Annotated in this window: 14 protein-coding genes; 11 read left to right on the top strand and 3 right to left on the bottom strand. The window is 30.8% G+C overall.

Going from position 1 to position 13770, the window contains the following annotated elements; genetic code table 11:
- Positions 1–84 precede the first annotated feature (84 nt).
- The 8 genes from G8C43_RS05840 (at position 85) to G8C43_RS05805 (ending at position 8235) form a co-directional block, all read left to right on the top strand.
- The gene (locus G8C43_RS05840) at positions 85–1089 is read left to right on the top strand and encodes an AAA family ATPase (RefSeq protein WP_166004733.1); all 1005 of its coding nucleotides are present in this window, start codon (positions 85–87) and stop codon (positions 1087–1089) included.
- Positions 1090–1109: 20 nt separating this feature from the next.
- Positions 1110–1976: a DUF58 domain-containing protein gene (locus tag G8C43_RS05835; RefSeq protein WP_160556904.1), complete on the top strand. Its 867-nt coding sequence runs from the start codon at positions 1110–1112 to the stop codon at positions 1974–1976.
- A 23-nt stretch (positions 1977–1999) separates the two neighbouring features.
- Positions 2000–2893 carry a BatD family protein gene (locus G8C43_RS05830; protein WP_166004731.1) on the top strand — a complete coding sequence of 298 codons (894 nt, stop codon included), beginning with the start codon at positions 2000–2002 and terminating at the stop codon, positions 2891–2893.
- Positions 2883–3884 carry a vWA domain-containing protein gene (locus G8C43_RS05825; protein WP_166004728.1) on the top strand — a complete coding sequence of 334 codons (1002 nt, stop codon included), beginning with the start codon at positions 2883–2885 and terminating at the stop codon, positions 3882–3884. The genes G8C43_RS05830 and G8C43_RS05825 overlap by 11 nt, the downstream gene beginning before the upstream one ends.
- Positions 3885–3893: 9 nt before the next feature.
- Positions 3894–4907, top strand: a complete 1014-nt coding sequence (locus G8C43_RS05820; RefSeq protein WP_166004726.1) for a VWA domain-containing protein — start codon at positions 3894–3896, stop codon at positions 4905–4907.
- A gap of 19 nt (positions 4908–4926) precedes the next feature.
- Positions 4927–5754 (top strand): tetratricopeptide repeat protein, encoded by an 828-nt coding sequence (locus G8C43_RS05815; protein WP_166004724.1) that lies wholly within the window; start codon positions 4927–4929, stop codon positions 5752–5754.
- Positions 5754–7580, top strand: a complete 1827-nt coding sequence (locus G8C43_RS05810) for a BatD family protein (protein ID WP_166004721.1) — start codon at positions 5754–5756, stop codon at positions 7578–7580. The genes G8C43_RS05815 and G8C43_RS05810 overlap by 1 nt, the downstream gene beginning before the upstream one ends.
- 61 nt (positions 7581–7641) lie before the next feature.
- The gene (locus G8C43_RS05805; protein WP_105296814.1) at positions 7642–8235 is read left to right on the top strand and encodes a MarC family protein; all 594 of its coding nucleotides are present in this window, start codon (positions 7642–7644) and stop codon (positions 8233–8235) included.
- Positions 8236–8471: 236 nt separating this feature from the next.
- Here G8C43_RS05805 and rnpA read toward each other — a convergent pair whose 3' ends face one another.
- Positions 8472–8843, bottom strand: a complete 372-nt coding sequence (rnpA, locus tag G8C43_RS05800) for a ribonuclease P protein component (protein ID WP_166004719.1) — start codon at positions 8841–8843, stop codon at positions 8472–8474.
- A gap of 156 nt (positions 8844–8999) precedes the next feature.
- On the opposite strand from rnpA, the gene G8C43_RS05795 reads away from it, so the two are divergent.
- The 3 genes from G8C43_RS05795 to G8C43_RS05785 all read left to right on the top strand — a co-directional run bounded on the left by G8C43_RS05795 (position 9000) and on the right by G8C43_RS05785 (position 10710).
- Entirely contained in the window at positions 9000–9413 is a 414-nt protein-coding gene (locus G8C43_RS05795) for a BrxA/BrxB family bacilliredoxin (RefSeq protein ID WP_160541676.1), read from the top strand.
- Position 9414: 1 nt separating this feature from the next.
- Positions 9415–9741: an iron-sulfur cluster assembly protein gene (locus tag G8C43_RS05790; RefSeq protein ID WP_166004716.1), complete on the top strand. Its 327-nt coding sequence runs from the start codon at positions 9415–9417 to the stop codon at positions 9739–9741.
- Between the two features lie 267 nt (positions 9742–10008).
- A complete protein-coding gene (locus tag G8C43_RS05785; protein WP_166004714.1) occupies positions 10009–10710 on the top strand; it encodes an RsmE family RNA methyltransferase in 702 nt (233 codons plus the stop codon).
- Positions 10711–10797: 87 nt separating this feature from the next.
- On the opposite strand, the gene G8C43_RS05780 is transcribed toward G8C43_RS05785, so the two are convergent.
- Together G8C43_RS05780 and proS are read right to left on the bottom strand one after the other, a co-directional pair.
- On the bottom strand, positions 10798–12045 hold the full coding sequence (locus G8C43_RS05780; RefSeq protein WP_255490336.1) for a 3-deoxy-D-manno-octulosonic acid transferase: 1248 nt from the start codon (positions 12043–12045) through the stop codon (positions 10798–10800).
- A gap of 168 nt (positions 12046–12213) precedes the next feature.
- The gene (proS, locus tag G8C43_RS05775) at positions 12214–13686 is read right to left on the bottom strand and encodes a proline--tRNA ligase (protein ID WP_410488960.1); all 1473 of its coding nucleotides are present in this window, start codon (positions 13684–13686) and stop codon (positions 12214–12216) included.
- Positions 13687–13770: the final 84 nt, after the last annotated feature.

Genomic DNA, 13770 nt, shown 5'->3' with positions numbered 1-13770 from the left:
GTTTTAATATAAATTTTAACGATTTATTAGCAGCACAATTAGAATAAAATAGTGAACTTTGCAGCTAGCTAATTTTTAGAAAGCATGGAGTATACATCGACTTCCGAAGATATAAAAATTATTATTGAAAAAGTACGGGAAAAAAGCAAAGATTTTAGTTTACTAAGTAAAGAAATAAATCAGGTGATCGTTGGTCAAAAATACATGATTAACCGCCTGTTAATTGGTTTATTAAGTAACGGTCATGTTTTATTGGAAGGTGTTCCCGGATTAGCAAAGACTTTGGCAATAAAAACACTTGCAGAGGCTCTTGATGGAGAGTTTTCTCGAATTCAATTTACGCCTGATTTATTACCTGCAGATGTTTTAGGAACCTTAATATATAATATGAAAGAAAATGATTTTTCTATTAAAAAGGGACCTATCTTTGCTAACTTTATTTTGGCAGATGAAATTAATCGTTCTCCGGCTAAGGTTCAATCAGCTCTGTTGGAAGCCATGCAAGAAAAACAGGTAACCATTGGAGATGAAACATTTAAATTGAAAGAACCGTTCTTGGTTTTGGCAACACAAAACCCTATCGATCAAGAAGGTACTTATCCACTCCCTGAAGCTCAAGTCGATAGATTTATGTTAAAATGCGTTGTTTCTTATCCTGATTTTGAACAAGAAAGAACAATCCTTAGACAAAATATTTCAGGAGAAAAACATGAGGTTAAGAAAATTATCACTTTAGAAAAAATATTTGAGGCGAGGGAGTTGGTGAAAGAAATTTACATGGATGAAAAGATTGAAAGTTATATCCTAAATGTGATATTTGCTACCCGTTATCCTGAAAAATATAATATGCCAAATCTTAAACCTTACATACTTTTCGGCTCTTCCCCTAGAGGTAGCATTAGTATGGCATTGGCGGCAAAAGCAAATGCTTTTCTAAACCAAAGAGGATTTGTAGTACCGGAAGATGTTAAATCCGTTGCCAAAGATGTCCTTCGTCATCGCGTCGGAATAACCTATGAGGCAGAAGCAGAAAATATAACTTCCGAGGATATTATTGATCAAATTCTCAGTTCAGTAAAAGCTCCGTAGTATTATAAAAAACAAAAAAATTGACGACAGAAGAACTTCTAAAAAAGGTAAGGCTTATTGAGCTAAAGTCTAAAAGAAGAATTAATTCAATATTCTTAGGGGAATATCACAGTTCTTTTAAGGGCATAGGAATGACATTTTCAGAAGTTCGTCAATACCAATTTGGAGACGATGTCAGAAAAATTGATTGGAATAAAACAGCCCGTTTTAATGAACCTTTTGTAAAAATATTTGAAGAGGAAAGAGAAATGGTATCTATGATTTTAATAGATATTAGCGCCTCGATGAATTTTGGAACCAAAAAACAATTAAAAAAAGAATTGGTTGCTGAAATAGGAGCAACTCTTGCTCTTTCTGCCATTAAAAATAATGATAAAGTAGGGTTGGTTTTATTTTCGGATAAAATTGATTATTTTATTGCTCCCAAAAAAGGAAATGCTCACATTGTAAGAATCATAAAAACGATTTTAGAAGCAGAGCCTAAACATACTAAAACAGATTTATCGGTAGTTTTTGATTTTATTATAAAAACCATAAAAAGAAAATCTACCATTTTTCTTATATCTGATTTTGATGTCACCTATTTTGAAAGAAATTTACGGATATTGACTAAAAAGCATGATATTACAGGGATTCGAGTTTACGATCGTTGGGAGAAAATATTTCCCGATATGGGCTTAATTTATCTTGAAGATTTAGAGACAGGAAAATTGCAATGGGTAGATACTTCTTCAAAAACTGTTCGAGATAAATATTCAGCATATTATCAGCGATTAACTACTACAACAGAAAATGCATTTATTAAAAATGGTGCCGGTTTTGTAAATATTCCTTCCGAAGGTGATTATATAAAAATATTGTTTAATTATTTTAGAGGACATCATTAATTGTGAAGTTTAAAATTTTCATAGTGTATTTTTTTATAGCATCAATACTTATTCGTGCACAAATCCCTGTTTCCAAAATTTCAACAGATAATATAAAATTTGGAGAACCTATTGTTTTAAAAATAACAGTTAAAACCGGTCAAAAGGATACCATAATTTTTCCAACGATTACAGATACACTCAGTGAAAAATTTGAAGTTTTAAGACAAAAAAAAGATACGCTAAGAAAAAACAATTCTATTTTTATAAGTGACAGTATAATTTTTTCAGCATATGAAGAAGGAACTTTTTCGGTTCCGCCTCAAAGAATTTTAGTCAATTCAAAAGAATATTTTACTCCTTCCTATAAAGTCACGGTAGCTCCTGTTGTTACGGATAGCGTAAAAACTCCTTTATTCGATATTAAAAGTATTGTACAGATTCCTAAAAATGTATGGGATTATATACAGCCTTACCTAGGGTATGTACTAATATTACTTGTAATCCTAGTATGTGTAATCATCTATTTGATAAGAAGAAAGAATAAAAAATCGGAAACCCATAAAAGCGAACCGGATGTATTAGCCATTAAAAGATTGAAAAAGCTCAAGAAGTCTGATTATATAGCTAAAGATTTATATAAAAAATATTATTCAGAATTAACGTCCATAATAAAAGAATATATGGAAGCTCGTTGGAATTTTCCGGCAACCAAACTTTTATCTGATGATTTATTGGAGTATTTAAAAAAAGAGAAATGGATAGATGAAAATGAAATTGAAAATCTGAGCGTTATATTCAAAATTTCAGACTTGGCAAAGTTTGCGAAATATAAACCAACTCCGGAAGAAACGAAATTACATATGGAAAAGGCAATTAATTTCATAAATCTTACTAAAACAGATTCACCTAAAATAAAACTGCAAGATGAATCATAATATACTGTTTGGTTATCCTTGGATGTTGCTTCTTTTACTGGTAATACCCATTTTTATATATTTAAAATTTAGAACGAAAGCTAAGACAAAGGCAGTATCGATACCGAATGTCTCTGCTTTTCAATCTGAAAAAAATTATAAAACATATTTAAGGCCTTTATTATTTTGGATACGTTTGCTTATCCTAGCATTATTAATATTTGCCATGGCAAGACCTAAAGTTATAGGCACCTCGCAAGTTTACCAGAGCGATAAAGGAATAGATATCATGCTGACTGTAGATGTTTCTTTAAGTATGTTAGCAAAGGATTTGAATCCGGATAGATTATCAGCACTTAAAAAAGTAGCGCAGAAATTTGCATTAGAAAGATATGTTGACCGAATCGGGTTAATTGCTTATTCCGGAGAAGCACTTACTATGGTTCCTCTTACGGTAGACAGAAAAATTCTTATTCAACAAATTGAAAATCTAAGGACACAGACATTGGAAGGAGGAACGGCTATAGGGGTGGGCTTAGCTACAGCTGTCAATCATCTTAAAAAAAGTAAGGCAAAAAGTAAAGTAGTTATTTTAATGACAGACGGAGTAAATAATGACGGATATGTAGAGCCTACTGTTGCAGCAGATATTGCAGCTGCTGAAGGAATTAAAGTCTATACCATAGGTATCGGTACTAATGGCTACGCATTATTTCCTACTCAAATAGACCGCTTTACCGGAAAAATTTATTTTGAAAAACAAAAAGTGGAAATTGATGAAGATTTATTAAAGAAAATAGCCCAAAAAACAGGCGGAGCCTATTTTAGAGCTACTGACTCGGAAAGTCTTCAAAATATTTACAATAGAATCAATAAATTAGAAAAATCAGATATAAATGATTTAAAATATTATAATTACAAAGAGAAATATAGAATATTTCTATTTCCAGCATTAATACTTTTGTTACTAGAATTATTCTTAAGAGGCTTTGTAGTTAGAAGTATAAATTAAAAAGATATTATGAATTGGCAGTTTGAGAAAATATCATATTTTTATTTATTGTTATTCATACCCTTTCTATTATGGAGATTACTATATCTCATAAAATGGAAAAAGTCCAAAATAAATCAATTTGCTGAACCAATTTTTCAAAAAATGATTTTTGGAAAGGAAAATTATTCAAAATTTATTTTAAGTAATATAGGAATAATTATAGCATATATCCTGATGATTTTAGGATTAGCTAACTTTTTAGGAGGAACAGAGAAAAAAGAAGTAAAGAGTGAAGGAATTGATTTGGTTTTCGTAATAGATGTTTCCAAATCCATGAATGCAGAAGATATAGCTCCTTCGAGATTGGAAAAAGCCAAAAAAATTGTTTGTGATTTTTTATCTAAACTAGGTGGGGATCGAGTAGGGATAGTAGCATTTGCAGGAAATTCCTATCCCATTATGCCTTTATCCAGTGATTATAGCGTTGCTCAGCTCTACTTAAATGGTATTGATACTAATCTTATTACAACCCAGGGAACAAATATAGCAGATGCCGTTTTAAAAGCTTCCACTCTTTTATCTCAAACCTCCAATACATCCAAAGTAATTTTTATAATATCTGACGGAGAAGCCCACGAAGGAGACGTTAAACGGGCAATAAATACGGCAAAGAAAAATAAAATTTCCATATTTTCCGTAGGGGTAGGTACAACTCAAGGAGCCCCCATTCCTTTATTTTATGAAGGTAAATATTCAGAATACAAAAAAGATGATAATGGGGATATTGTATTAACGAAATTGCAAGAAAGTACATTAAAACAATTGGCAGCAGGAACCGGAGGTAAATATTTCTATGGCGGTCATAATACAAAAGATGTTGTTACTAAGTTATTTAAATCCATGTCCACCTTAGACAAAACTAACCAATCCGTAAGTATTAATTACGACACAAAACAGTATTTTCATTATTTTATAGGAGCCGCATTTTTAGTTATTTTTATTGTTTCTTTAACAAATTATAGGAGAGATTTTATGATTTAATCTTAGTATCTTTGTTAAAATGTATTTAAAAAATAAATATTTAGTTATAATTTTTATTTCACTAATAAATATTTTTCAAGCTCAGACGAAAGCATCAAGAAAGCATTTATTAGAGGGTAATAATAAATATTTGGCTGAATCTTATAAGGATGCAGCAGCTAATTATTTATATTCGATACAAGACGGAGAAGATTCATATAGATCTAATTACAATTTAGGAAATGCCATGTATAAACTAAAAAAATATGATGACGCATTGATTCAATATGAAAAATCACTCCAATTGGCAGCAAATCAATCGGAAAAAGCCAATGCTTTATTCAATATGGGAAACAGCTATTTTCAAAAAGGAGAATATGAAAAAGCAGCTGAAGCTTATAAAAATACTTTGAAATTAAATCCGAAAGATGATAAGGCAAGGTATAATTATACGATGTCAAAACAAAAAGTAAAAGAAGCTCAACAAAAACAAGAAGAGCAAAATTTCAAAGATCAAGATAAGAACCAAGGAGATAAAGAAGATAAAAAGGATAATTCTCAGCAAAATGGAAAAGATCAGCAGAATTCATCCAATGCTAAAGAAGATAAAACAGATAATTCAACCGATAAAAAAGATAAAGACAATTCTGTAAATCATAAAGAAACACAGCCCAATCAAAATGAAAAAAATTCAATAAATAATCAGAAATCACAAGCAGATACAAATAATGCTAATCTGTCAGATGCCTCTAATCAACATTATGAAAATATTTTAGGAGCAATGGAAGAACAAGAAAAAAGAGCGCATCAAAAGATTATTAATAAAAGAGCTAATTCAAATCAAGGACAAAGTAGCAAAGATTGGTGATGAAGAAATATGTAATACTCTTTTTACTTATCTTTTTAAGAGGAATTTGGGCAAAAGCTCAGGTTTCTTTTCAACTCATACCCCAAAAAAATGAGGTAGGAGTCAACGAACCTGTACGCCTACAATTTTTACTTTCCATTAAAAATGAAGAAATTAAAAATATGGGGCGTTTAAAATTACCTTCTTTTTCAAATACGCAGGTAATTGGCAGGCAGGTAATTCAGAACCAAGGCTTTGATGATGAAGGGAATAGTGTTTTCGAATATGGAATTGAAATTATATTAAGAGCTGTTAAAAAGGGGAATATCCGTATAGATGCCGCACAAATAACTGTTAATAATAGGAAATATGAGACCAAGCCCACCGTAATAATTGTGTCGGGAAATCCTAGTGGAAGTGAAGATGACACAGCTTTTAATTCAAAATTGGGTGAAGTATTTCTTAAATTTAAAGTATCAGAAAAGAATCCGTATCAAAATGAAGGGGTAGTTGCGAATTTAAAATTTTATACTCGAAGGATTGAATTACTCAATAGTATGACCAATCTGGTTTCTCCGGATTGGCAGGGGGTATTTGTACAGCCGGTAAAAGAAAGAAGCAATACCTACGAACAGGAAATAATTAATGGAGAATCCTATTTTTCAAGAGTTATAGGAACTTATGTTATGTTTCCTACTCAATCGGGAACTCTTGTCATAAATCCATTTACCTTAACATTAACAATTCCGGATGGATTTTTTGATGAACACGACTTAAATATTAAATCGGCACCGGTTACATTACAAGTTAAGAGACTTCCAGATAATGCTCCAAAAGATTTTCATGGGCTGGTAGGTCAATTTACTATTAGGGCTTCAGCAAACAAAAAAGATTTACAAGCAGAAGAAGCAGTAACTGTAAATGTAGAAATAAATGGTAAGGGAAATCTTACGCTTCTTAAATCTCCCGGACTTCTAATATCTGATGATATAGAACAATATACCCCTAAAAGTAAATTTGATTCAGAGGCAACCTTACAAGGCATAAAAGGAAAATTAAATACGTCTACCATATTAGTTCCTCAAAAAGAAGGTACTTATAATATAAATGTAGAATCAGTTAGCTATTTTGATCCCATAGATGAAAAATATAAAAGTTTAATTGTACAGCCAATTCCCATTAAAGTATCAGCTAATACTTTAGCAAAAAATGATGATAAAACCGGTACGGACATCAGAAAGGACACGAGTGATGTCAACCAATATGATCCCAAATCTGCCATTAAAAATAAGGTCACTGAAGTATTGAAAAGAGACCATAACAGCTTAGGAAAAATATTGATAATTATATTATTTACAGGAGTTTTATCAATTATAGTTATTCTGGTAATTTGTATATTAATAATAAAAAGAAATAAAAAAAATAAGCTAAAAAAACAAGAGGAAGAACAATCGTTTGATTCATTAAATAAAGAAAAAAAATTTTCATCACGTATTTTACCTTATACAAGCTCTAATATTACTAATGATTTTAAAAATGAATTATCACAATTAAATCATTTAGCACAAGAAGGAACAGATAAAAAAGAATTTTATATTCTTTTAGAAAAGACTTTGATAGAAGCAGCAAAACAATATTTAAATTTAGAAAAAGATAGTTTTGTTTCTACTTCAGATTTAGAAGATGAATTAGCTCAGAGATTAGGAGATGAAATTTCAGAAGAATGGAAGAATATGGTTATTCAATCTCAAATTGAACGATATTCAAGCGTAACAGAACAAGAATCCCTTGAATCTGTGTATACTAAAGCTAAAGACTTAATTAAGAAATTAAATATAAAAAAATAGAGCGCCTAAAAACTTTTTAGGAAATTTAATTAACAAAATTCTTTAAAAATATAATTTTACTATGCCTTTACATTTTTCTATCCAGGAAATAGCAAGTTGTTTTATGGTTTTATTTGCCATTATAGATATTTTTGGCAGTGTTCCCGTAATAGTAAGCATAAAAAGTAAAGTCGGTTATCTTCAGGCTAAAAAAACAACATTGGTTGCTTGTGCAATCATGATATCCTTTTTGTTCGTTGGTGATAAATTACTAAAACTTATAGGAATTGATGTATATTCATTTGCTGTAGCAGGTGCTTTAGTTTTATTTGTTATTGCACTGGAAATGATTTTGGGCATTGAAATTAATAAAATCGATGAGCCGCATTCTGCTTCCATAATTCCTTTGGCATTTCCTTTAATAGCAGGAGCAGGAGCTTTAACCGCCGTGTTGGCTTTAAAAGCAGAATATCATACGGAAAATATTATCATAGCCATACTTCTTAATATGGTAGTCGTATATTTAGTATTAAGATATTCGGGTAAATTAGAACAAATTTTAGGACAAGGAGTAATTTCAATTATGAAAAAAGTTTTCGGTATTATCTTATTAGCTATTTCCATTAAGTTATTTACTGCAAACATAACCTCTTTGTTAGAAAAAGTATCTCCTTAAAAAATAAGATATCATTTTGTATATTTGTAAAAATATAAAGATGAAATATTTTTTAAATCTTACTCTTTTAGCTTTTGTCCTCTTAATAATTTTTAATGCAACGCGAATTAATTATAGTTATGGGATAACTACCGATCCAAACGATAAATATTTTTATTCAATTTTATTTGCTATTGTAGGCATTTTAATAGTATTCATAATAAAAGGACTAAAAAAATTATCCCAAACCAAATAAATTAATCAGAAGATTTAATTTTTTCAAGCAATTTTAAATAACAACTCTCCAATTCTTTATAGGCAGGTATTTTTTTGTCTTTACCATTATAGACAATCATTAGTAAATGAGATGTTGTAAAAGTGTTGTTTAGCTCATTTTTATGCAAGCGGAAACATTCACGCAAAAGTCTTTTTACCCGATTTCTATCCACTGCATGTTTAAAAATTTTTTTAGAAACGGACACTCCAACCTTATGGGTTACCAAAAATTCAGGAGAAGGACAATAAACCATAGCTAAAGGATATTTTTTATTCCACGTCCCTTTTTCAAACAAATATTTTATAAGCTTATATCCTTTTAAATGTTCTTCTTTCGTATACTTTTGGTTCATATAATATGCATTTCATCACAATACCATTTCCAAAGATGATATTATTGAGACTTTTGATTACATAAAATTTCAAGAAATATTTTGTCAAAGATAGGGCATTTGTAATAATCATAAACATTAATTAATTTTGTATAACAATAAAAACTAATATAAAATATGTATCCAGAAGAAATGGTTGCGCCAATGAAAGCGCAATTAACAAATAAAGGTTTTGAAGATTTAAACACATCAGAAAAAGTAGAAGAAGCCTTAAAAAGACCCGGTACAACCTTATTAATAATTAATTCCGTTTGTGGATGTGCTGCCGGAGGAGCTCGTCCCGGAGTAATATTATCTGTAGAAGGCGAAGGAAAAAAACCGGATCATTTAACTACTTCATTTGCAGGATTTGATGTGGATGCAGTTAAAACCGCTAGAGAACATCTTGCCCCTTTTCCACCTTCATCTCCGTCCATAGCACTTTTTAAAGATGGAGAATTAGTTCATTTTCTAGAAAGACATCATATTGAAGGTCATTCTCCGGAAATAATTGCTGAAAATTTAAAACAAGCATACGCTGAATTTTGCTAACATGTCTTTAAACGAAGAACAAATACAATCCCTTTCCGAAAAAATCGTTGAAAAATTAAAAACGGTTTACGATCCTGAAATTCCCGTGGATGTTTATGAACTAGGATTGATTTATGATATTCAGATTAGTACAGAAGGAGACGTGGAAATATTGATGACCTTGACAACCCCTAATTGTCCCGTGGCAGAAACATTACCCATGGAAGTAGAAGAAAAAATCACTACTATAGATGAAGTAAAAGAAGTAAATGTAAAAATTACTTTCGAACCAACCTGGGATAAAGATATGATGAGCGAAGAAGCTAAATTTAATTTAGGACTTTTATAGCATCATAAGACAAAAGCTAAGTAACTAAACTCTAGTAAGTAAATGATAGTAAAGGACAGATTTAATTATATTAATCTGTCCTTTTTTCCTAAATTTAAAAAAGTAGTGGAATTGAATAAATTTAAGTGATAATAGAAAAGTGAAATTAGAGATTATGTTGAAATTGAAAGCAAATGGTTTAAAAATTTATACAACTTTAACTCAATAAATACTATCATCTCAATTCACCGGTAAATAATTACATTTGTTAAATATAAGATTGATCTCATGAGATTATTTATAGGAGAGATATATCCGAATGAAGTACAACTAAGGGAAGAAGAAGAACACCATATAGTAAGAGTGTTGCGAATGAAAGAAGGAGATATGGTCTATGTGACTAATGGAAAAGGAGCATTAATAAAAGGACAATTACTAATAACAGGAAAGAAGGTTAAGGTTCAAATAATTGAAACTTTCCCCCATTCAAATAGAGGACAAAATGGATTACATATTGCTATTGCTCCAACTAAAAATATAGACAGATTTGAGTTTTTTGTAGAAAAAGCAGTTGAATTAGGAGTATCTAAAATTACCCCACTTTTATGTACTAATTCAGAGAGAAAGGTTTTAAATACGGAAAAAATCAAGAAACAAATTGAAACCGCCTGTAAACAATCTTTGAGAATAAATTTTCCTGAACTCTATCCATTGACACCTTTGAAGGATTTTATACAATCTTCGAATACAAAATTATACCTTACCCATTGTTATAAAGAATATGAGAAGATCACTTTAAACGAAACGTTAAACAGAGAAAAAGAAATAACCTTGATGGTTGGACCGGAAGGAGATTTTTCTAAAAAAGAAGTAGAAGAGCTTTATTCTTTAGGCTCTACAGGGGTTAGTTTAGGAGCAAATCGTTTGAGGACAGAAACTGCCGGAATTTACATTGCCTCCAGTTATTATTTTTTTCACAACCAACCATAAACAGAATCATTAAAAATTATATGATCAATTTTTTATTGATTATAATTTTAATTAAAATGTTATGACCTATAAAATTAAGTTTTAAGTTCATTGTTGTAAATGAACCAAATAATCAACAATAATTTGAACCGAATCAGGTTTACTAAAAACATATTCGCGAGCCCTTTCACCCATTCTATACCTTTTATTTGTATCTGTAAGTAATTCAACGAGTTCTTCATTAAATTCATTTTGATTGTGAATTACTTTTGCTCCTCCACACTGGATTAATTCTACGGCCTCGATAAATTTATCATAAATGGGTCCGAATAAAACAGGAGAAGCAAAAACAGCGGGCTCCAATACGTTGTGTACTCCTTCTTTACCAAATGCACCTCCCACATAAGAAATATCGGCATAGGAATAAACTTTCGTCAATATACCAACCGTATCTAAAATTAGGACTTGATAGTCCGCAGGATGGGTGTGACTTAATTCTGAAAATAATACCGTTTTAGGTAATAACTCCGCTTTTAATTTCTGAAAATATTCATGATTCATATTATGTGGAGCTATAAGTATCTTACAATTCATAAAGAAAGAAGAATTAATAAAGTTTTTTAACAGCGTATCATCTTCTTTCCATGTACTTCCTGCAACAATTAAGGTGTTAGTTCCTTTAAACAAAGACAACCAGCTTAAGTGGTTATTCTGTTTACTTAACATTTTAACTCTGTCAAAACGTGTATCCCCTGAAACCGTTACTTGTTGAATGCCGATGGAATTCAATAATTTTTTTGAATTTTCATCCTGTACAAAAAAATGAGTTACTTTCTTTAAAATCGATACAAACCATTTTCCGTTAGGCTTAAAATATATCTGGTCTTGACGAAAAATACTTGAGATAAATAAAGTAGGTATTTTTTTTGCCGCAAGAGCTTGCAATATATGATACCAAAAATCATACTTTACAAAAATAGCATAGTTTGGATGTAAGAGTTCAATTAACTGATTGGCATTTGATGGAGTATCTAAGGGAATGTAAAATATAAGATCGGCTATGCAATTATTTTTAACCACTTCATATCCGGAAGGAGAAAAAAAACTAATAGCAAATTTATGTTTTGGAAATTTTTTCTTTAAAGCAGTTAACACAGGAAGTCCTTGTTCATATTCACCAAGAGATGATGCATGCATCCAAATCACTTGATCCGTTGGTGAAATTTTATTTTGTATTTCCGAGAAGACATGAGTCCTTCCTTGTACCCAAAGTCTTGCTTTAGGATGAAATAAAGAAGCAATCTTCATTCCTGCTCCCATGAGTTTAATGCCGAAAGAATATAAAAATGAATTCAAAATTTATCTGTTACTGTTATTTAAAAATTTAACTTTTTTCAAAACACTAGTTTAAAAAGAATTGCCTTAATTCAATTAAGGCAATTTTTATTCATATTTGAGTTGAAAAATAAATTAATATTTGAAAATAGTACAAATATCTGTTCGATAAAAAGTACTATAGATTAGTTAGTAAGCTCTTGCAAATAAGACTCTTCTTTTGGAAGGATTCCCTGAATATATACATACTCCCTCTTCCTCTTTAGCATCTAAAGGGATGCAACGAATGGTTGCTTTCGTTTCAGCTTTTATTTTTTCTTCCACTTCTAACGAACCATCCCAATGAGCAGAAATAAATCCGCCTTTTTCGTCCAATACTTTTTTAAATTCTTCGTAAGAATTTACTTCGGTAATTAAAGAATCTCTGTGTGATTTTGCTTTATTGAAAATATTTTGTTGAATTTCTTTCAATAAATCTTGAATATGTTCAGCTAAACCATCTACAGAATGTTGATGCTTTTCTAAAGTATCTCTTCGAGCTATTTCAACTTGTTTATTTTCAAGATCCTTAGGGCCAATGGTAACTCGAACCGGTATGCCTTTTAACTCATATTCATTAAATTTCCAACCCGGTTTATATTCAGTTCTATCATCAAATTTAACACTAATTCCCAACTTTTTAAGTTGAAAGATAAGAGCATCTGCTAATTCAGAAATTGCATTTAATTGTTCTTCATTTCTATGAATAGGTACAATAACTACTTGGATTGGAGCTATATTGGGAGGAAGTACTAATCCATGGTCATCGGAATGAGACATGATTAAAGCTCCGATTAGACGTGTAGATACTCCCCAAGAGGTAGCCCAAACATATTCTTGTTTACCCTCTTTTGATTGATATTTCACATCAAATGCTTTGGCAAAATTCTGACCTAAAAAATGAGAAGTTCCGGCTTGTAACGCTTTACCATCTTGCATCATAGTTTCAATACAGTAGGTTTCTTCAGCACCTGCAAATCTTTCCGCAGGAGATTTTACCCCTTGAATTACTGGAATACCCATAAAGTTTTCAACAAAATCGGTATAAACATTTAACATTCTTTCAGCTTCTTCAATAGCCTCTTCTTTGGATACATGGGCGGTGTGTCCTTCTTGCCATAAAAATTCAGCAGTTCTTAAAAACAATCGGGTTCTCATTTCCCAACGAACTACATTAGCCCATTGATTAATTAAAATAGGTAAATCCCTATGAGATTTAATCCAGTTTTTATAAGTATTCCAAATTATGGTTTCAGAAGTTGGCCGAACAATCAATTCTTCCTCCAATTTGGCATCCGGGTCAACAATCACTCCCTTTCCGTCAGGAGAATTTTTTAATCGATAATGAGTAACCACAGCACATTCTTTGGCAAAACCTTCCACATGATCCGATTCTTTAGACAGATAAGATTTAGGAATAAACAAAGGAAAATAGGCATTTTCATGTCCGGTATCTTTAAACATTTGATCTAATTGACGTTGCATTTTTTCCCAAATAGCATATCCATAAGGTTTTATAACCATACATCCTCTAACCCCGGAATTTTCAGCCATATCGGCTTTTATTACCAGTTCGTTATACCATTTACTGTAATCTTCTTCTCTTGATGTAAGTGTTGCCATAATGCTTTTCTACTGTTTTTAAACTTTTCTGTAATTATAACTGTCATAATTCTTAAGATACTTTGTCACATTACTATTGCAGCA

It is taken from the genome of Apibacter sp. B2966 (genome assembly GCF_011082485.1).
Lineage (GTDB): Bacteria > Bacteroidota > Bacteroidia > Flavobacteriales > Weeksellaceae > Apibacter.
Note: the sequence above shows the minus strand (reverse complement) of the source record. Positions and strands in the feature narration are given on the sequence as shown.